17 protein-coding genes, 1 tRNA gene and 1 riboswitch are annotated in these 17,989 nt (G+C 67.9%); of the genes, 8 read left to right on the top strand and 10 right to left on the bottom strand.

The window, feature by feature from the left end:
* Positions 1 to 9: 9 nt before the first annotated feature.
* A complete protein-coding gene (locus EDD41_RS07625) occupies positions 10 to 471 on the bottom strand; it encodes a DUF2382 domain-containing protein (protein WP_170165280.1) in 462 nt (153 codons plus the stop codon).
* A 408-nt stretch (positions 472 to 879) separates the two neighbouring features.
* Positions 880 to 1,425: a LysM peptidoglycan-binding domain-containing protein gene (locus tag EDD41_RS07635; protein WP_094763333.1), complete on the bottom strand. Its 546-nt coding sequence runs from the start codon at positions 1,423 to 1,425 to the stop codon at positions 880 to 882.
* Between the two features lie 211 nt (positions 1,426 to 1,636).
* Here EDD41_RS07635 and EDD41_RS07640 point away from each other — a divergent pair, with 211 nt between their 5' ends.
* The gene (locus EDD41_RS07640; protein ID WP_123575483.1) at positions 1,637 to 2,299 is read left to right on the top strand and encodes an HAD-IA family hydrolase; all 663 of its coding nucleotides are present in this window, start codon (positions 1,637 to 1,639) and stop codon (positions 2,297 to 2,299) included.
* Between the two features lie 306 nt (positions 2,300 to 2,605).
* Here EDD41_RS07640 and EDD41_RS07645 read toward each other — a convergent pair whose 3' ends face one another.
* Complete coding sequence (locus EDD41_RS07645) at positions 2,606 to 3,232, bottom strand: hypothetical protein (RefSeq protein WP_123575484.1); 627 nt, start codon at positions 3,230 to 3,232, stop codon at positions 2,606 to 2,608.
* A 100-nt stretch (positions 3,233 to 3,332) separates the two neighbouring features.
* Positions 3,333 to 3,450: riboswitch (SAM riboswitch) on the top strand.
* A gap of 29 nt (positions 3,451 to 3,479) precedes the next feature.
* Here EDD41_RS07645 and EDD41_RS16575 point away from each other — a divergent pair.
* Positions 3,480 to 4,256: a hypothetical protein gene (locus EDD41_RS16575; RefSeq protein WP_148060504.1), complete on the top strand. Its 777-nt coding sequence runs from the start codon at positions 3,480 to 3,482 to the stop codon at positions 4,254 to 4,256.
* Positions 4,257 to 4,314: 58 nt separating this feature from the next.
* Positions 4,315 to 5,259: an alpha/beta fold hydrolase gene (locus EDD41_RS07655; protein ID WP_123575486.1), complete on the top strand. Its 945-nt coding sequence runs from the start codon at positions 4,315 to 4,317 to the stop codon at positions 5,257 to 5,259.
* Positions 5,260 to 5,338: 79 nt separating this feature from the next.
* On the opposite strand, the gene EDD41_RS07660 is transcribed toward EDD41_RS07655, so the two are convergent.
* On the bottom strand, positions 5,339 to 6,187 hold the full coding sequence (locus EDD41_RS07660; protein WP_123575487.1) for an endonuclease/exonuclease/phosphatase family protein: 849 nt from the start codon (positions 6,185 to 6,187) through the stop codon (positions 5,339 to 5,341).
* Between the two features lie 542 nt (positions 6,188 to 6,729).
* Positions 6,730 to 6,805, bottom strand: a tRNA-Thr gene (locus EDD41_RS07670).
* A 124-nt stretch (positions 6,806 to 6,929) separates the two neighbouring features.
* Between EDD41_RS07670 and EDD41_RS07675 the strand changes: the two genes are divergently transcribed.
* Positions 6,930 to 9,992, top strand: coding sequence for a DEAD/DEAH box helicase (locus EDD41_RS07675; protein ID WP_123576925.1), 3,063 nt, complete (start codon positions 6,930 to 6,932; stop codon positions 9,990 to 9,992).
* A 39-nt stretch (positions 9,993 to 10,031) separates the two neighbouring features.
* On the top strand, positions 10,032 to 10,499 hold the full coding sequence (locus EDD41_RS07680; RefSeq protein ID WP_123576927.1) for a hypothetical protein: 468 nt from the start codon (positions 10,032 to 10,034) through the stop codon (positions 10,497 to 10,499).
* 22 nt (positions 10,500 to 10,521) lie between these two features.
* Here EDD41_RS07680 and EDD41_RS07685 read toward each other — a convergent pair whose 3' ends face one another.
* Together EDD41_RS07685 and EDD41_RS07690 are read right to left on the bottom strand one after the other, a co-directional pair.
* The gene (locus EDD41_RS07685; RefSeq protein WP_123576929.1) at positions 10,522 to 11,316 is read right to left on the bottom strand and encodes a MerR family transcriptional regulator; all 795 of its coding nucleotides are present in this window, start codon (positions 11,314 to 11,316) and stop codon (positions 10,522 to 10,524) included.
* Between the two features lie 17 nt (positions 11,317 to 11,333).
* Positions 11,334 to 11,831 (bottom strand): VOC family protein, encoded by a 498-nt coding sequence (locus tag EDD41_RS07690; RefSeq protein WP_123575489.1) that lies wholly within the window; start codon positions 11,829 to 11,831, stop codon positions 11,334 to 11,336.
* Between the two features lie 172 nt (positions 11,832 to 12,003).
* On the opposite strand from EDD41_RS07690, the gene EDD41_RS07695 reads away from it, so the two are divergent.
* Together EDD41_RS07695 and EDD41_RS07700 are read left to right on the top strand one after the other, a co-directional pair.
* Entirely contained in the window at positions 12,004 to 12,327 is a 324-nt protein-coding gene (locus EDD41_RS07695; RefSeq protein ID WP_123575490.1) for a PadR family transcriptional regulator, read from the top strand.
* Positions 12,324 to 12,710, top strand: a complete 387-nt coding sequence (locus EDD41_RS07700; RefSeq protein WP_123575491.1) for a DUF2812 domain-containing protein — start codon at positions 12,324 to 12,326, stop codon at positions 12,708 to 12,710. Before EDD41_RS07695 ends, EDD41_RS07700 begins: the two co-directional genes overlap by 4 nt.
* A 114-nt stretch (positions 12,711 to 12,824) precedes the next feature.
* Here the strand turns inward: EDD41_RS07700 and EDD41_RS07705 are convergent, their stop codons facing one another.
* Positions 12,825 to 14,024, bottom strand: coding sequence for an amino acid aminotransferase (locus tag EDD41_RS07705; RefSeq protein WP_123575492.1), 1,200 nt, complete (start codon positions 14,022 to 14,024; stop codon positions 12,825 to 12,827).
* Positions 14,025 to 14,079: 55 nt separating this feature from the next.
* Between EDD41_RS07705 and EDD41_RS07710 the strand changes: the two genes are divergently transcribed.
* Positions 14,080 to 15,012, top strand: a complete 933-nt coding sequence (locus EDD41_RS07710; protein WP_123575493.1) for a PfkB family carbohydrate kinase — start codon at positions 14,080 to 14,082, stop codon at positions 15,010 to 15,012.
* Between the two features lie 246 nt (positions 15,013 to 15,258).
* Here EDD41_RS07710 and EDD41_RS07715 read toward each other — a convergent pair whose 3' ends face one another.
* Both EDD41_RS07715 and EDD41_RS07720 read right to left on the bottom strand, forming a co-directional pair.
* A complete protein-coding gene (locus tag EDD41_RS07715; protein ID WP_425454352.1) occupies positions 15,259 to 16,725 on the bottom strand; it encodes an alpha/beta hydrolase in 1,467 nt (488 codons plus the stop codon).
* A gap of 158 nt (positions 16,726 to 16,883) precedes the next feature.
* The gene (locus EDD41_RS07720) at positions 16,884 to 17,909 is read right to left on the bottom strand and encodes a PSP1 domain-containing protein (RefSeq protein ID WP_123575494.1); all 1,026 of its coding nucleotides are present in this window, start codon (positions 17,907 to 17,909) and stop codon (positions 16,884 to 16,886) included.
* Between the last annotated feature and the right edge of the window lie 80 nt (positions 17,910 to 17,989).

Genomic DNA, 17,989 nt, shown 5'->3' on the forward strand with positions numbered 1-17,989 from the left:
CCGTGAGGGTCAGGGAATTTCGGTGGTGACGATCTCCTCGCGTGCCAACTGGCCGTCGACCTGCACCACGGACCGCTGGGTGTCGACGATCATCTGCACCTTCTCGTAGGGGCGGGCCTCCACCACGACGCGGGGCTCCTCCTGGTGCAGCACGAACTCCTGCACGACGCGGCTGTCGACGGTGCCGGTGGAACCGTGCACCGTGCCGGGATGGGCCTTGGGATGTTCGTCATCGAGATATTCGACGACGAGTTCCTCGCGACGCACCGGCACGGTGATCGTGCGCTCCTCGGTGATGATCCGCTTGGTGACGCGCACCCGCGCCCACTCATGGGTCGCGGTGCTGGCGACCATCTGCTCGCGGAGCAGGGTGAGCTCCTGTGCTTGCTCGTGCGGGGCGTCGCCAGCCAGGGCATCGCCTGCCGCGAAGGGCTCACGCGGGCTGGGCTGCTCGAACTCGGGAGTGGTCATCAGGGCCTCCTTGGGTGGGCGTCGCCGCGATGACCTCGAGGTGCTCGGCCAGCGGGCGGGGCTTCGATGGTCGCATGTCATCACCGCCCAGGGCCCCATGGATTCACGACGGGCGGAATGGCCGTGTCTGTCCGAGAGCGGCCAGTCCTCGGATGGGTGGGCAGCCCACGGCTTGTGCTGAATCCCTTCTACCCGCCATCGCAACGCGAGAACGGCTACGACGTCAGTGACTATAGGACGGCATCGACTCCAGCTTCTGGGGCTTCCTGATCGCCTCGGCCGCGGCCTTGGTGGTTTCCTTCGTGCTGACCTACACGTTCGGTTTCAGCGACGCCGACCTGGATGGTGAGAAGGAGGTCAAGAAGGTGCGCCTCGGGTCGCGTGAGCCCAAGGGCGTCTGATTCTGGGTCAGTAGCTGCCGCCGACGGCCTTGACGACGCCGTTGCGGGCCTTGACGTCGGTGAATGCCTTCGACGGGCTGGCCGAGAACTCGACCGTGATGGCGGCGGTGGGCTTCACCGCCGCATTTACGTGGCCGACGAGGGTGCCCCGGCTCACCTTCTTGCTGCTGCCCGTCCACTTGATCGGCAGGCCGAGCTGGTGGGACAGGTTCTTCTGGCGGATCACCCAGATCTTCACGCCCTTCACCTTTGGGCCATTGATGATCGCGTAGGCGGTGTCGTCGGTGCGCGGTTCGTCGCCGTGCATGTTGCCGAGCACCATCTGGGTTCGGGTGGCCTTCGGGTCACCCACCAGGTAGGCGGCGATGGCCTTGACGGTGGTCTTGTGCGCCTTGGCGATGCGGGACATGGTGTCGCCCGCCTTCACCCGGTAGGACTTGTGCGTGGTGGCGGCGTGGGCCGGAGTGGCCGTCATGGCGGCCGGGGCTGCACCCAGGGCCAACCCGAGGGCCAGGATGCCGGGGGTCAGTGCTGATCTCGTCGCCCTGGGCATGGGGGCTCCTGGGCTCGCGTGTCGAATGTGGTGTCCCCCGACGTGGTGCACGGTCACGGTATCCACTGATCAGTCCATGGTTCGCCGATCATGCTCAACGAGGCTCTTCTTCAGCTCTTCCACCCGCTGCCCCTCCGCCCAGTGACTCCCCCGGAGCAAGCCCCGGTGGCCACCGATAGCGTGGAGGCACGACGACGAGAGGACTGACCAGATGACCCACACCGTGACCGTGGACGGGATCCTGTTCGACAACGACGGGGTGCTGGTGAACTCCATCCCGGTGGCGATGCGGATCTGGCGCGAGTGGGCCCAGAAGCGCTCGCTGGGTGTGGACCCCACCATCAACTTCCCGCACGGCACGCCGGCCCGGGACTACATCGCCACCCTGGTGCCGCAGGATGAGGTGGACAGCGCCTACCAGGCACTGGACGAGACGGAGATCGCCCACGCCCACGAGGTGGATGCGATTCCCGGTGCGGTGGAACTCACCACGAGCCTCCCCGCCGATCGGTGGGTGGTGGTGACCTCCGCCGGGCGTGACCTGGCGACGGCCCGGGTGCGCGCCGCCGGGCACGAGCCGCAGCAGATGGTTTCCGTGGACGACGTGACCCATGGCAAGCCCCACCCCGAGCCCTACCTGCGTGGCGCGCAGGTGCTGGGGCTGGATCCCTCACGGGTCGCGGTCTTCGAGGACGCCCCAACGGGCGTGCAGGCAGCCAGGGCGGCGGGCGTGGCGCTCGTGGTGGGTGTCGGGGACCAGCTCGATCCGTCGACGGTGGATGTCCTGGTCCAGGACCTGACGCAGGTGCGCCGAGTTCCCTCTGACGAGGGCATCGTGCTGGAGTTCACGCCCGACGACCCGGTTGAAAAGTGAATCCCACAAGGGAATCCAAGTTAAATTGATTGAACGCCTCAGTTAACGGGGTCACGTGCCAAAGGCGGTGGCAGGAAGACACGGGGCTAACGGCCCTCGCGCACCCGCAGGACGCTGAGCGCCCCCCAGCGCCATTGCCGTGCCACCGACGAGCATGATGCCGGACATGCTGTGCCCCAGCATGCGTCGGCCGTTGGTGGAGCACCGCCGCTCGCTGAGCGTGGCAGTGAACCATCAAGCCCCTCGGCAAGCATCCAGCTCTGCGATGGCACGGCGGCAGCAACTGCCACCAGGACGGCGAGAGGATCAGAGCGCACTTGCACACTCCTCCAACCGAACCGCAGCTGCCGCGCTCACCCGGGGGTCCCCCAACAGATAGGCATCCAAGAGCACTCGCGCAAGCCGGTTGTCAGGCTCCGAGCGCTCGACAACCCCCAAGTTCCCGTCGGCGCTGAGTGTCACATCGTGCTCGGCCTCAAAGGCGTCCAGGTCCTCTGTCCGTCCGAAAGACAGCCAGGATTCCCCTTCGAGGATTCCTAGTTCCGACTTGGCGACGTCACTGGGGCCAATCGCATCAAGGGGCGCCGACCCCACCGTTGAGTAGCGCGCCCAGATCCCCAGACCACCACTGGCATGCGCAATCCCACGCGCATCCATGACGCGCAGGCGCCTGGCGAGCCGGGACTTCTCCGGACCCGAGATGAGTCGAGTCGTGCCCGATGTCAACAGGTCCAGCGCCGCCTCCCTCACCACCGCCGACCATCGCCGCCCCCGCGAGGAAGAGCGCATCCATGCCTGCGCCGCCAAGTCATCCACCAGATAGGCCTTGCCAACCCGGCGCAGGGGCGCGAGCTGCCCCAGCGCCACTGCCTGCTGGACAGCCCGCTGGGTCACCCCGTGGCGCACGGCCACGTCCCCCAAGGTCAATTCCATGGCACATATCTTCTCATGTGCGAAGCATTGTGCCAACCGTCACTGAAGGCTTCCCAAACTGGGGGGCACCCCGCACGCCTGTGGTGTCACAGTTGACCCAGGTCAAGAGACGCGACGCCAACCCTCTGGAGTGGTCGCGCGGCAACCGGAGCCGCTCCGGTGCTTTCCAGGGAAGACCCGGCCAGCCGGCAGTCCGCCGCGCTGGGCAACAGCGGCCTCGCTTCGAGGCCCGGAGCGAGGAGTTCAGATGAACCGTCCCCTGCCGCCCTTCCCGCGGCCCATTCCCGCAGATCAGGTCCACGTCGGCTATGTCCGACCGGCGCCAGGCCAAGGGGAGCTTGCGCCGCGCCCGACGCTCGTCGAGTCCTACCGGCTGGGCAACCTGCGTGTGTGGTCGGATGCCGGCCAGGCGGTGGACCTCCTCCCCCGCGTTGAGACCGAGCCCAACCTTCCGATGACCGAGCCCAGCCCTTCGACGGCCGAGCTTGTCGAGGCCCCCTCCCGCCCGACGGCCGAGCCTGTCGAAGCCCCGATCCACCTCGTCTTTCCCGCCAACACCCTCTCCCCTTGCTCCGACAAGGAGGCCGAGGCGCACCAGTGGCTCCGCACCGTCGTCGAGAATCGGGGCGTCGACTGGACCCCGGCGGCGCGCTGGTCACCGTCGCTGGACTGGGCGCAGCCGGGCGTCGCGATCCGCGGACTCGACGAGGACGCGATGCTGCTGCTGGCCGTGGAGCTGGGGCTCGACGTGTGGCTGCGCTGGGACGACTGCGGGGTGCGGGTCCGGTCGGGCGACGAGACGCTGGCGTGGCTGCCCGCCGCCCGCGTGAGCTTGCGGGAGGTGCGGCCGGGGTGCCCGCTGCGCAGTGGCGTGGATGATTTCTGCACACCGTGGGGCGGCCCGTGGACCGGTCAGTCGAGGGCCGCGTGGGTCATGTGGCAGCGGCATCGTCGGATGCTGGTCACCGCCTTGGGGTGCGGCGTCTGCCACGGAGGGGAGGTCCACCAGCGGTCGATTGGCTGAGCGCATAGGATCGGACCAGGACGCCGCAGTCCGGCGGCGATGCAACGAGGAGGTCGGCATGGCTCTGCAGGAGATCGAGTTCACATCCGCCAATGGGCGCGACATGATCCAGGCCTGGGTCCACACCCCGGTGCGCGAAGCCCGTGCGGTGGTGCAGCTGATCCACGGCTTGGGAGAGCACTCGCGGCGCTACCTGCGGTTGATCTCGGCGCTGGTGGACGAGGGTTTCGTCGTGGTGGCCGATGACCATGCCGGGCACGGGCGCACCGCCATGCGCGACGGGATCTGGGGCGACGCCGGTGATGATGCCGCGCGCGTGGTGGTGGACGACGAGATGACGCTGCAGGCCAAGGCGCGCGATCTGTTCCCGGAACTGCCGTACGTCGTCTTCGGGCACAGCTGGGGCTCGATGATCGCCCGCGTGATGGCCGCCCGACCGGAAGCCAAGCTGGACGGGCTGGCGCTGTGCGGGATCGCGGCGCAGATGAAGGGCATCGAGCAGTCGATGGACCGCGAGCTCCTTGAGCAGGTGGCCACCGGGCCGCAGGCCGCCGAGCCGGCGCCCGACGAGCTGGTGGGTCAGCTCTTCGACGGCTTCCTGGACCGCATCGAGGACGGCGCGCCGCAGACGGCGTGGGTGGCGCGCGACGAGCTGGTGGTGGCCGACCACGGGCGCGACCCGTTCAACAACTTCGGCGCCCCGCTCAGCGCTCGCTTCGTCAAGGGCTTCGTCGACGCCTATGACCAGGCCAATGCCGACGACTGGTACGCCGCCGTCCCCGCCGACCTGCCCGTGCTGATCCTGGCCGGCGACCAGGACCCCGTCGCCAACTTCGGCGAAGGGGCCTATCACGTGGCCAATGGCCTGGTGGCGACCGGCCACAAGGACGTGCGGACCCGCGTGTGGAGCGGCCTGCGCCACGAGGTGCACAACGAGCCCGAGAGCCGGGATGAGTTGGTCGCCGAGCTGGTGGAGTTCATGGGGCGGATGGAAGGCAAGTAGTAACCAATTCCTCAAACAGCACGAGGCCGATCCCCGAAGCGGGGATCGGCCTCGACCGTTGCGTGAGCAATGCCCGCGCTCAGCCCTTGCGCACCTCGGACGGGTGCGGCAGGTCAAGCGTCGCGACGATGGGCATGTGGTCCGACGCGATGGTCGGAACGACGCTCATGCTGGTGGGCGTGATCTGGCCGCTGACCAGGATGTAGTCGATGCGACCCTTGGGATTGTCCGAGTCGAAGGTGAAACCGTCGCCCTCACCGACCATCGGCCAGACGTCGGCCAGATGCTTGGTGAAGCTCTGGTACACCGGCTTGTCGGGACGTGCGTTGAGATCGCCAACCAGGATGGCGGGGCGATCGTCGGCAGCGACGACCTCGTTCACCTCACGAGCCTGCACCTCGCGTCCCTCGTCGGAGTTGTGCGTGAGGTGGGTGTTGTAGAAGCGCACCGGCACGCCGCGCACCGTCAGGTCTGCCTGCGCGAGGCTGCGCTGCTCACCCTTGGGGTGGTTGGTGAGCGGGGTGGAGGTGCAGTTGCCCAGCGGAAAGTCCGAGAGGATCGCGGTTCCGTACTGGCGGTTCTGGGTGCTCCCCTCGGCCGGCGGGTTGTCCAGGTTCGCGGTGTAGCAGTAGAACATGTCGAGCCGTTCGGCCAGCCACTTGGCCTGGTCGACGTTCTCGGAACGCTCACCCCAGTGCCGGTCGACCTCCTGCAGGCCGATCACCTGGGCGTCGGTGCCCTCCAGAACGGTGGCGACGCGCTCCAGGTCGAGCACGCCATCGGCGCCCTGGGCATGGTGGATGTTGTAGCTGGCCGCAACGACGGTGCGCTGGGCAGCGTTGTCCTTGGCCGGGGTGGCGACGGCCGGGCCGACGCAGGATGCGGCCAGGGCCAGGCCAAGGAGGGAGGTGGGAAGAATCTTGCGCATTGCTTCTCCTGTGGGGGTTCAGAAATGGGACCATGCCATTCCATCGCTCCGTCATGGAGGGGCCGTGACCCCCGATGAAACGCAAGGTGACATCTGATCCCCGGCCCAGAGCGTCATCAACGCGCGGACCAGTGGGAACCGTAGAATCGCTGGTGCTCGCGGAGAGCTCCCCGAAAGGTGCCAGTGCACATGCCCAGCGTCGAAACAGCCATGAGATGGGCTGATCTGGCCGTCGCCTTCTGCCTGATGTTGATCTGGGTGGCTTCCTACCTCTCAGCACGTTCCGAGCGGAACAAGATGCGAGCGCTTCGTCGCAGTGGCTACTGCGCTCATCCGACGACTCGCGGTGGATACTGCCGCAACCCACCGGTGGCGCCCGGTGGACGCTGCCGGGCCAACCACCCTTCGAGCCTCCCCGTCCCCGTGGTCGGGCTCGGGTCGTTCGTGGTGACATTCGCATTGGCCATCGCACTGGCCTTCTGGCAACCGCTTGCGCGCCATGCGCCGCTCTTGGTCAAGTAGACCCTCGGCCAAGGGTTTAGTGGAGCCGCCCAGGAGAGTCGAACTCCTGACCTACGCATTACGAGTGCGTTGCTCTACCAACTGAGCTAGGGCGGCGCGCCCGCCGGAGCGGACCAGAGAACTATAGCCGGTCGCGGCCCCCGGACGCGAAACGAGTTCGCGCTCGCCTCATCGGCCGGCCTCGCGAAAGTTGTCAGACCCCTGTGCCAACCTGGTGATCATGAGTCACCACGGCGTCGAGGCCGGTTTGTACGAAAGCTTGGTCACGCGCGCCCTGGACCAGAGACTGGCGGCATCGCCGCTTGCCAAGGACATCAGGGAGGTCGATCCCGCAGACCACCCCGATGTCCTCGCGCGCCACCTGGCCGACGCACTGCGCCGGCGCCTGCCGCGCAACCCGGACGAGCGGATCGCCGTGGTCAACCAGCTGCTGGGCATCCTGGAGGATCCCGAGGAGGAGCCGCTCGCACCCATCCGCCAGCTGCTCCGCGTCAGCCCCGACGCCGGACCGGGCGTGCGCACCGTCACGGAACGTCGCCCCAGCACTCCCCTGACCGACGTCGCCCTGCTCACCAATGCACCCGGCGAGCCTGGTCTGGGGCACGAACTGCGCGCCGAGCTGGCCTCCGCCGACGGTGTGGATCTGCTGTGCGCCTTCGTCCAGTGGCACGGCCTGCGCTTCCTGGAAGCCGAACTGGCCGACGCACGAGACCGGGGCGTGCCCATCCGCGTCGTCACCACCACCTACATCGGCGGAACGGAACGACGCGCACTGGACCGGCTCGTCGAGGACTTCGGCGCAGAGGTCCGGATGCAGTACGACGCCCGCGTCACCCGGCTGCACGCCAAGGCGTGGCTCTTCCACCGGAACTCGGGCTTCAACACCGCCTACGTCGGCTCCTCCAACCTGTCGCGCGCAGCGCTCGTCGACGGTGCGGAATGGAATGTGCGGCTGTCCTCTGCCACCACGGGGCACCTGCTGGACAAGTTCTCCGCCACCTTCGACTCCTACTGGAATGGCGAGCAGTTCGAGCCCTACCGCGGAGCCGCAGACGCCGACCGCCTGGACCGGTGCCTGGCCGAGGCCAAGGGCATCCGCAACATCAATCGCGCCACCCTCATCTCCGGGCTCGAAGTCCGCCCCTATCCCTTCCAAGCAGCCATCCTGGAAGCCCTCCGCAGCGAACGTGAGCAGCACGGTCGGCACCGCAACCTCATCGTCGCCGCCACCGGAACGGGCAAGACCGTGATGGCCGCGCTCGACTACAAGTCGCTGTGCACCGGCCCCACACGCCCCAGCCTGCTGTTCGTCGCACACCGCCGCGAAATCCTGGAGCAGTCGCGCCGCACCTACCGGGAGATCCTGGGCGACGGTGGCTTCGGGGAGCTGTTCGTCGACGGCCAGCGCCCCGAACACTGGACCCACGTCTTCGCCAGCGTCCAGTCGCTGTCCAGCTATGGCGTGCAGAACATCCCCGCAGACGCCTTCGAGGTGGTCGTCGTGGACGAGTTCCATCACGCCGAGGCCCGCACCTACCAGGCCCTCCTGGACCGGCTGACACCCAAGGAGCTGCTCGGGCTGACCGCCACACCCGAACGCGGCGACGGTGTGGATGTGCGTGGCTTCTTCGGCGGGCATGTCGCGGCCGAGCTGCGGTTGTGGGACGCGGTGCAGGCCGGTCTGCTGGCGCCCTTCCACTATTTCGGGGTCAGTGACGGCGTCGACCTGCGGCAGGTGAACTGGCGTCAGGGCCGCTACGACGTGAGCCAGCTGGAGAACATCTACACCGGCAGCGACGCCCGGGCGCGCATCGTGCTGAACCAGTTGCGGGACAAGGTCGTCGATCCCGCATCCATGAAGGCCATCGGCTTCTGTGTCAGTGTCAAGCACGCCGAGTTCATGGCCGATGTCTTCCGTCGCGTCGGCCTCCCGGCTGTTTCCTTGTCCGGGAATTCCAGCAGCGACGAGCGTGATGCGGCCATCGCCCAGCTGCGCTCGGGCGAGCTGTGCACCATCTTCACCGTCGACATCTTCAATGAGGGCGTCGACATCCCCGAGGTGGACACCGTGCTGCTCTTGCGCCCCACCGAATCGCCGACGATCTTCCTGCAACAGTTGGGCCGCGGCCTGCGCACCAGCCCCGGCAAGGACGTCCTGACGGTGCTGGACTTCGTCGCCCAACACCGCAAGGAGTACCGCCTCGACCTGCGCTATCGCGCGCTCACGGGGCATCGTGGCAGCGAATTGCAACGCCAAGTGGAGAAGGGCTTTCCGCTGTTGCCCTCGGGATGCCAGATCGTCTTGGACCGTGTTGCCCAGGACACGGTGCTGGAGAACCTGCGCAACAACCTTCAGATGCGCTGGCCCCAGCTGGCCGGCGAACTGCGTGCCGAGCCCACCAACTCCCTGCGGGACTTCCTGGAGGCCAATCAACTGGAACTGAACCAGGTGGTTCGGCCCTCCCCCAACCGGAGTTGGACCCATCTGCGTGCCGACGCCGGCCTGATCGAGCCCCTTTCCCCCGCGGACTCACAGCTGCTTCGACGAGTGCGGGCAGTCACCCACGTCGACGATCCACACCGCGCACATGACTACGCCGCGGCCCTGCGCGGCCAGCGCGCTCGAGATCCACGCCTGGCCCAGATGTTGTTCTGGACCATCTGGCCCGACGGCGGCGGGTTCGCCTCCGTGCAGGAAGGGCTCGCCAGCCTGCACAACCATCCCCTGGTAGCGGACGAGATGAGCCAGGTGATGGACCTGTCCTTCGAGGCCAGCCGCCGCATCACCTTGGACATGCCCGGAGCGCTGACGGGACTCCCGCTGCGCCCGCACGCGAGCTACACCCGCGAGGAGATCCTCGCCGGCCTGGGGCACGCCAAGACCGGGCGACCGCCGTCGCACTTCCGCGAAGGAGTCCTGTTCACCGAGGTGGACGGGCACCCCGTCGACGCCTTCTTCATCACGCTCAAGAAGTCGGAAGCCGACTACTCCCCCAGCACCCTGTACCGGGACTACCCGATCAGCCGCACCGAGTTCCACTGGGAATCCCAGTCGACCACGTCGGTGAACTCGCAGACCGGGCGCCGCTACCTGACGGGCGCCAGCACCCCGCTGCTCTTCGTCCGCCAGCAGCGGCACGGGGATTTCGGGACCTCGCCCTACGTCTTCCTGGGCGACGCCGAATATGTGCGCCACACCGGCGACCGGCCCATCGCCATCACCTGGCGCCTGCGCCACCCGATGCCCGCCGACCTGTTCGCCGCGACCTCGATCACGCAGTGATTCAGCCCTCGACTCGCACTCAAATCTATGCTGAAGGACATGATCATCACGCCCTCACTAGATCCGGATACGTACGGCCTAGCAGACCTTGCTGATTGGTCCGGATGGATCCCGTTCCTCGAAGGCACTACGCAAGCACCGCGTCATCCCGGGGTCTACTTGATCCGATTCTCAGGAACCATTCGCTACGTCGGCATGGCCAGGGAGAGGTCGGGCAAGGGCATCTGGGGAAGGCTCAGCAAGTACCGTTCGGGCAAGGCCGCAACAAGCGGCTTTGGCGAGCATGCTATGGACTTGGCCCTTGCAGATACTGAATGGCTCATGGATCGCATCGAACACCTGGCTGCCTCGGGGCCGGAGCGGACGACGGAGTGGGCAAAGCTGGCCATCGACCGGCTAAATCCCGAACTGTCCTGGGCGGTTGCCAGCAGTGGGCAGGCAGCGAAGCTACTGGAGCAGCAGACCATTGCTCGTCTCCGCCCCGACGGACTTCTGTTGAACCGATGAGCGCGGGGCGACCGCTGACAGGCTAACTCCAGACCGGGCAACCAGGGTCGATTCCCTCGGCCAGGGCGGCGGCGTCGAAGACCTCCCGGATCAAGCCAGCCAGTCCGGGGTACACCTGGTCGTAGTGTGCGGCGAAGCCCTCGTCGGACTCGAAGAGCCGGCCCAGGCAGACCTGCATGCTCCGGGTGATCGGGAACCAAGCGCCGAAGACGGACTGGTGACGGTCGGCCAGGGCGAAGGCCTCGTCAGCGTCGGGTTCCACTCCCCTGCCAAGAGCCTCGGCGGCGTCACATTCCCACTGCCGCATCGCGTCCGCCTGGGCGCGCCACTGCTCGGCCGTCCTGCCCGCCGAGCCCTCCGCGAACTGCGCCCACTGGGCACTGTCGCCCCATCGCTCCTTGGCCTGGTCCACCCAGTCGGGGCGCCACCGGTCCCCGAAGGCCGCGCGCTGTTCCTCACCGCTCAGCAGCACCCCGCGCTCATGGGCATCGGTCAGCCGGGCCAGGCGTTCGTCCAGGCGTCGCAGATCATCCATCTCGGCAGCCAGCTCGGCGCGGCGCTTCCGCAAGACCGCCCCGACCTCGGAAGATCCGACGTCCAGCACGTCGCCGATCTCCTCCAGCGACAGCCCCGCCCCCCGATAGGCCACCACCCGGCGCAACCGCTCGACATCGCCCGCAAGGTACAGCCGGTAGCCGCCCGATGATCTGCCCGACGGCCCCGCCAACCCGATCCGGTCCCAGTGGTGCAGGGTCCGTACTGTCACGCCCACGCGCGCGGCAGCGATACCGACGGTGATCCCCTCGCCCAGATCCATGCCCACATTCTGGTCGGTCACCGGGGCGCGACGATCCCCACGTCAGCCAAGCCCACCGCCTCCGCACTCCCCGGAACCAGCGGCTTGGCGGCCGTGAAGACGACGCGGGTCCCCTCCGGCGTGGTCACTGCCAGGTCGCGGGTATTCCACGGGGTGTCCGTCGGGCCCTGCACCTCTCCACCGGGGAAGGCGCGGCACGCGTCGGCCACGTCGTCGAGCTGCGACAGCACACACGCGAAACTCACCTGCAGACCCAACGGTTCAGCGGCCGGGCCGGGGACCAACAGCACGTCCTGGAAGGCCCACCGACGCAGGTGCACCAACCTCCCCGGAATGCCGAACAGCTCGAAGAAGCCCAGGCCCCGGGTCCAGAAGTCCACCGAAGCCTGCAGGTCCGGGCACGGGATTCGTGCGAACATCGGCATCCCGTAGATCCCGCGGAACAGTTCCGGCGGCTGCGCGTCGGGCCCGGGTGCCGGGACGGGGCTCATGTCGAAGGCGTTGAAGGTGCTCATGCATCCGACTGTGGAGCCTGACGCTGCGTCAGGGTCAAGCCCCTCGACAAGCTCGGGGGTCGGCATTGCGGGGCCCGGGGACCGGAAACCAGGGGCGCTTGCGACTGACCCACTCCCATGCTTGAATATCACTAAATGATATGTCGTTCAGTGATACTCAAGGAGGTGGAGCATGGCGCGCAGCTCGGGCTTCGAGAGCGGTGACCTGCCGGACTCCGCCCTGCACATCGCGCTCGCCCTCACGCGCCCCCGCCACGGCTACGCCGTGATGCAGTTCCTCGCCGACCAGAGCGACGGGAACGTCACCATCGGGCCCGCGTCGCTCTACACCACGCTCAAGAAGCTCGTCGCCGCCGGCCTGATCGACGAGCTCGACGGGGACGACTCGCGTCGCGTCTACCAGCTCAACGACGTCGGGCGTGAAGTCCTGGCCCGCAACATCGAACGCCGTCGCCAACTGCTCGCGATGGCCGACCTCATCATGGAGGAAGCATGACCACCCGCATGGGCCACGGCCTGGCCATCAGCCCCGAGAAGGACCTCGCGATGTTCGCGGACATGGCGCGCAAGGGGAAGCACCTCAACGGCGTCAGTTCCCTGGCCCACGGCTTCACCTTCACCGACGGCCCCGCCGAGGACCTCGTCTTCGACCTCGCCTACGAGGACCACCCCACCCCCGACTACTTCGACATCTTCGCCGCAGCCGGCTGGACGCACACCGTCTCCGTCGGCAACTGCCACATCTTCAAGGCCGCCCCCGGCACCGCTCCCCTGCACCTGGGAACGGACTCCAAGCGCGACGAGCTGGTCCGCAACCGCAACCGCTACACCCTGTACACCGCCTCGCACTGGCCGTCCTGTTCATCGTCGGCCTGCTGATCCGGACGATGTCATGGCCATCGCACGTGAATGTGGCCCTGCTCACCGTCGCGATCATCCCCTTCGTCTACACCGCGGTGCCGCTCGTCGGGTATCTCAGCGGACTGCGCAAGCTCAACGACTGACCACCGCGGCGATCGCCTTCGCAACGTATCCGACGTTGTCCTCGTTGAGCCCCGCGACGCAGATGCGGCCCTCGTCGGTGCCATAGACGCCGTGCTCGGTGCGCAGGCGCTGCATCTGCTCCGCGCTCAGGCCGGAGTAGCTGAACATGCCGTTCTGGTCCAGGACGAAGTCCATGTCCGTCACCCCCGCCTCGTGCAGGCCAGCCGTCAGGGCCTCGCGCACGGCACGGATCCGGTCACGCATCGCGGCCAACTCGGCCTCCCAGCTGGCGCGCAGCTCAGCATCGGCCAGCACCGTCGTCACGATCTGCGCGCCGTGCGCCGGCGGGCAGGAGTAGTTCGCGCGCACCACCTTGCACAGCTGCGAGCTCACTCGGCGCGCCTCGTCGGCGTCGCGGCAGACCAGGCTCAGGCCACCGATCCGCTCGCCGTACAGCCCGAAGTTCTTGCTGAAGGAGTTCCCGACGAAGAAGCGCTGCCCGCTCGCGACGAAGGTGTCCACCGCCACCCGATCCTCGTCCAGACCCCGGGAGAAGCCCTGGTAGGCCATGTCCAGGAAGGCGATCGCCCCGGCCTGCTCCACCGCCTCGGTCACCCGCACCCACTGCTCGGCATCCAGGTCATAGCCCGTCGGATTGTGGCAGCAGGCGTGCAGGACCACCACGGCCCCCGGCTGCAGCGCCGCCAGGTCCTCCAACATCCCGTCGACGTCCACCCGGCGATTGGCCGCGTCGTAGTAGCGGTAGCGCACCACGTCATAGCCCGCGCCACCGAAGATCGCCGCGTGGTTCGCCCACGACGGATCACTCAACGCGACGACATTGGCGTCCATCAGGACGTGCAGGAAGTCGGCCGCCTCCTTCAGGGCACCCGAGCCGCCCAGCGTCTGCACCGTCGCGATGCGCCCCTCAGCGACGACGGCAGCGTCGGCGCCAAAGACCAGCTCCTGGTCCGCGGGGATGAAGGACGGCAGGCCGCCCATCGGGATGTAGTTGTGCGACGCACCCTGCTCGGCCAACCGCTTCTCCGCCACCCCGACAGCCTGCGGCAAGGGAAGGCGCCCCATCTCGTCGAGGTAGATGCCCACGCCCAGGTTCACCTTCTGCTCGCGGTCATCGGCGTTGAACATGTCGGTGAGGCCGAAGATCGGGTCACCCGGGTAGAACTCCACGTCGTCGAAAGTCGCCATGGCCCTACGCTATCCAGAGCGGCCCATCGCCGGGGCCCACGAGAGGAGCGCTGAGATGGCACGCGTCATCCACACCGGCCAGGCACTGGTCGACGAGGTCGTCGAGATCCCCGCCCTTCCTTGGCGCGGCGACAACTCCATGGCCGCCAGCTACCACCGCTATGCCGGCGGAGCCACCAACATCCTGGTGGCCAGCGCCCGCACCGGCGCCGCCAGCGTCCACGCCGGCGCCCACGGCAAGGGGCCCAACGGTGACCTGATCCGCGCCGCCATGCAGGAAGAGGGCATCCAGGTCAGCTCGCCAGTCGTCGACGACATCGACACTGGCATCTGCTTCGTGATGATCGAACCCTCCGCGGAACGCACCTTCGTCACCACCATGGGCGCCGAACGCCTGATCAGCGTCGAGTCCCTGCAGACCAGCAATCCGCAGCCCGGAGACCTGGTGCACGTCACCGGCTACTCGCTGGTGGTGCGCAGCACCCGCAAGCCCCTGCTGGAGTGGTTGGAATCCCTGCCCGAGGGCGTGATCGTGTTGCTGGACCCCGGCGCCGCCTTCAGCGCCCTGCCCGCGCCCGTCCGGCAGCGGATGCTGGCGCTGACCACGGTGTGGACCTCCAATGGCGACGAGGCCTACCAGCTCACCATGGAACGCGACATGAAGACCGCCGCCGCGGCCGCCGCCGAACACCTCCCCGACGGTGCCGTCGCCATCGTCCGCGACGGGCGCGAGGGCTGCGCGGTGCACGTCGACGGCCAGACCCACCTGGTGCCCGGCTACCCGCAGAAGCCCGTCGACACCAATGGCGCCGGCGACTGCCACGCCGGAGTCCTGTCCGCGGAGTACATCACCGGCGGGGACTGGGTGGAGGCCGCCCGACGCGCCAATGCCGCCAGCGCCCTCAAGGTCACCCGTCGCGGCCCTGCCACGGCACCCACCCGCGCCGAGGTGGACGCCTTCCTGGCCGAGTGGGAGCGCACTCACTAGGGCCTCGACAGGCTCGGCCGTCGTGATGGCGCCAGCCCCCAGGGGTGGCGTCCGGAGGGTTGTATCCGGGAAGACGCTCGGGTTCGTGAGATCCGCGTGTGTTGCAACCCACTCGGATCCCAGAGACCCGAGCGGATTCCAGAAACCCGAGCGGATCCTGCCCCCCGCGCCCGCCCCTTACCGGCTCAGGGAGCTTGGTGAGCAGGCGCAGGGAGCTCGGTGCATCAGGCGCGGGGAGCTTGGTGATCAGCAGACGGTCTTGTCCTTGGGGACGGTGCCCTTGTTCACGTAGTCCTTCACGGCCGTCTTCACGCAGGCATTGCCCAGGTCCCAGGCCGAGTGACCCGCACCCTTCCACGTCACCAGCACCCCGGACTCCAGCTGGTCGGCCATCCAGACCGCCTGCTGGTACGGGGTGGCCGGGTCACCCGTGGCGCCCAGCACGACGATCGGTGCCGCGCCCTTGCCCTGCAACTTCAGCTGGGGCGACGGCTTGGCGCTCCAGAAGGAGCACTGCACATTCGGGCCGAAGAAGGGTGCCAGGATCGGGGCCTTCTTGATGTCCTTGGCCAGTTCCTTGCGGGCCCCGGCGGCACCCGGATCCTCGCTGTCCGCGCAGGCAATGGCGGGGAAGGAGTACATCATCGAGCCGTAGCTGCCGTCCTCATTGCGGCCATTCATCATGTCGGAGGTCTGCAGCAGCTGCGAGCCGTCGCCCTCCTTGGCGGCCACCAGTGCCGAGGTCAGCTGGCTGTAACCCTGGTCCCCGAAGTACAGGTAGGTGACCATGCCGGTCACACCCTGGCTCTGGGTCAGGGTGCGGTCGAAGACCTTCAGCGGCTTCGCGTCCAGCCCCTTGAGGATGCCGGTCACCGAATCCAGCACCTGCTTCTGCGTCGTGCCCAGCGCGCAGGACTGCTCCGCGCACCAGTCCGCATAGTTCTTCAACGCCAGGTCGAAGCCCATCGCCTGGATCACCGACTCGTCGGTGGTGATGTTCACCGCACTGTCCAGCACCATCTTGCCCACCCGATGTGGGTACAGCTCGGCATACATCGAGCCGATGTAGGTGCCGTAGCTGATGCCCAGGTAGTCCAGCTTCTCGTCGCCGACGAGGTGGCGCAGGTAGTCCAGGTCACGGGCCGTGTCGATGGTGGAGATGTGGTCCAGCAGCGCGCCCGACTTCTCCCGGCACTGGGCGGCGAAGTCCTTGTTGGCCTTCTCCAGACTGCCCCACTCGGCCTCGTCGTCCGGCGAGGAGTCCGTGGCGACGTAGGCGTCGGTCTGCTCGGGCGTGCCGCACTTCACCGGCGTCGACTCGCCACTGCCACGCGGATCCCAGCCGATCACGTCATGGGTGGGGAAGCTCGTCGCGTCGAAGTTGCCCACCATGTCCTGGCCCGAGCCGCCGGGGCCACCCGGGTTGATGAACAGGGTGGCGGTCTTGTCCTTGCCGGCCGCCTTGCGCTTCATCTTCAGGGTGATGGCATCGCCGTCGGGATTGTCCCAGTCCAGCGGCACCAGCACCGTGCCGCACTCGAGGCCAGTGTCACACCCCTTCCAGTCGATCTTCTGGTCCAGATAGCGCTGCATCCCACTGCCCGCCGGCGCCGCGGCAAAACCCTCCGGCTTCGCGTCGGAGGTGAAGCTGGTGCGGTCCGGCGAGGAGTACTTGGACTGCGTCTGGTGCTTGCTGGCGTCGAAAGCCGCCACGCCCTGGGCATTCGACGGGCTCTGCGCCGACGAGCTGGCACTGGCCGACGCGCTGGAGCTCGGTGACTGCTGGGCGCCGGGCGTCTTCGGGGTACAGCCCACCGCGACGAGCAGCAGGGGAAGACCGGCCAGTGCGGTCAGGTGTCGGGTGCGAGTGGTCACTGCTGCTCCTCGTGGGTGGTGGACGGATGCGGGCCGGGGCCCGTGGGTGGCTTGCGGCCGGCAAAACCACCGGTGCGCTTCTTGTGGCGGGCCTTCTTGCGCGGGGCGTCCTCCGGCGTGGCCTCGACAGGCTCGGCCGACGCTTCACTCACGGTCCCCGAGCCTGTCGAGGGGACGGTCTGGGACAAGGTGGCATCGCGGTCCTTGCGGCGACGTGAGGTGACGCACACCTCGGTCAGCGGGCAGCGGGCCACCTCACCGTGGCCATTGCGCACCGTGACGCTCTGGCCGGGAACCGAGTGACCGATCACCTTCGCATCCCCGATCGGGGACTCGACGTGCTCCCCCACGGCCGGCGCCTGCTGGGCGAATTCGACGTAGAGGGGGTGCTCGTACTTCAGGCAGCACATCAACTTGCCGCACTGCCCCTGGATGGCCAACGGATTGGGCGCCAGCCCCTGCACCTTCGCCAGCCGCAGGCCGACGGGTTCGAAGTCGGTCAGGAAGGTGGAGCAACACAGCTCACGCCCGCAGGAGCCGATCCCACCGGTCAGCCGCGTCGCATCCCGTCCGGCCACCTGCCGCAGGTCCACCCGGGCGTGCAGGGCGCGCGCCAGGTCTCCCACCAGGGTCCGGAAGTCCACCCGGCCGGGGGCGGTGAAGTAGATGGCCACCATCAGGTCCACGTCGTCGGCCCGGTCAATCCAGTCGACGGCGACGATCTTCATCGGCAGTTCGTGCTCGGCCACCAGCGCCTTGGTGACGGCCAGCGCCTCGGCCCTGCGCTGGCGGTTCTCCCGGTCCCGTTGCAGGTCAGCCTCGCTGGCAGGGCCCAAGCAGACCGGGAGCTCGGTGAGGTTCTCGCTGTCCACGTACTCGGGTGCCCACACCACCTGCACCACCTCGGGCCCGAACTCGGTGGGAAAGAGCACGTGGTCACCGACCCGATGGGTTGCCTCCCCAGGGTCCAGGTAGTGCAGTTGACCGTGGGTCTCGAAGGTCACTGCCATCACACGCGCCATGCAGGCAAGAGTAGACGCCCGCCGAACCAGGTCTGCTCCTGGCGAAACCAACCCCAGGGGTGTGGCCCCTCCCCCACGCC

It is taken from the genome of Luteococcus japonicus (genome assembly GCF_003752415.1).
GTDB classification, from domain to species: domain Bacteria; phylum Actinomycetota; class Actinomycetes; order Propionibacteriales; family Propionibacteriaceae; genus Luteococcus; species Luteococcus japonicus.

Coding starts and splice junctions, on each gene's coding strand:
- EDD41_RS07625 (WP_170165280.1), bottom strand. CDS start 471: ATGACCACTCCCGAGTTCGAGCAGCCCAGCCCGCGTGAGCCCTTCGCG.
- EDD41_RS07635 (WP_094763333.1), bottom strand. CDS start 1,425: ATGCCCAGGGCGACGAGATCAGCACTGACCCCCGGCATCCTGGCCCTC.
- EDD41_RS07640 (WP_123575483.1), top strand. CDS start 1,637: ATGACCCACACCGTGACCGTGGACGGGATCCTGTTCGACAACGACGGG.
- EDD41_RS07645 (WP_123575484.1), bottom strand. CDS start 3,232: ATGGAATTGACCTTGGGGGACGTGGCCGTGCGCCACGGGGTGACCCAG.
- EDD41_RS16575 (WP_148060504.1), top strand. CDS start 3,480: ATGAACCGTCCCCTGCCGCCCTTCCCGCGGCCCATTCCCGCAGATCAG.
- EDD41_RS07655 (WP_123575486.1), top strand. CDS start 4,315: ATGGCTCTGCAGGAGATCGAGTTCACATCCGCCAATGGGCGCGACATG.
- EDD41_RS07660 (WP_123575487.1), bottom strand. CDS start 6,187: ATGCGCAAGATTCTTCCCACCTCCCTCCTTGGCCTGGCCCTGGCCGCA.
- EDD41_RS07675 (WP_123576925.1), top strand. CDS start 6,930: ATGAGTCACCACGGCGTCGAGGCCGGTTTGTACGAAAGCTTGGTCACG.
- EDD41_RS07680 (WP_123576927.1), top strand. CDS start 10,032: ATGATCATCACGCCCTCACTAGATCCGGATACGTACGGCCTAGCAGAC.
- EDD41_RS07685 (WP_123576929.1), bottom strand. CDS start 11,316: ATGGATCTGGGCGAGGGGATCACCGTCGGTATCGCTGCCGCGCGCGTG.
- EDD41_RS07690 (WP_123575489.1), bottom strand. CDS start 11,831: ATGAGCACCTTCAACGCCTTCGACATGAGCCCCGTCCCGGCACCCGGG.
- EDD41_RS07695 (WP_123575490.1), top strand. CDS start 12,004: ATGGCGCGCAGCTCGGGCTTCGAGAGCGGTGACCTGCCGGACTCCGCC.
- EDD41_RS07700 (WP_123575491.1), top strand. CDS start 12,324: ATGACCACCCGCATGGGCCACGGCCTGGCCATCAGCCCCGAGAAGGAC.
- EDD41_RS07705 (WP_123575492.1), bottom strand. CDS start 14,024: ATGGCGACTTTCGACGACGTGGAGTTCTACCCGGGTGACCCGATCTTC.
- EDD41_RS07710 (WP_123575493.1), top strand. CDS start 14,080: ATGGCACGCGTCATCCACACCGGCCAGGCACTGGTCGACGAGGTCGTC.
- EDD41_RS07720 (WP_123575494.1), bottom strand. CDS start 17,909: ATGGCGCGTGTGATGGCAGTGACCTTCGAGACCCACGGTCAACTGCAC.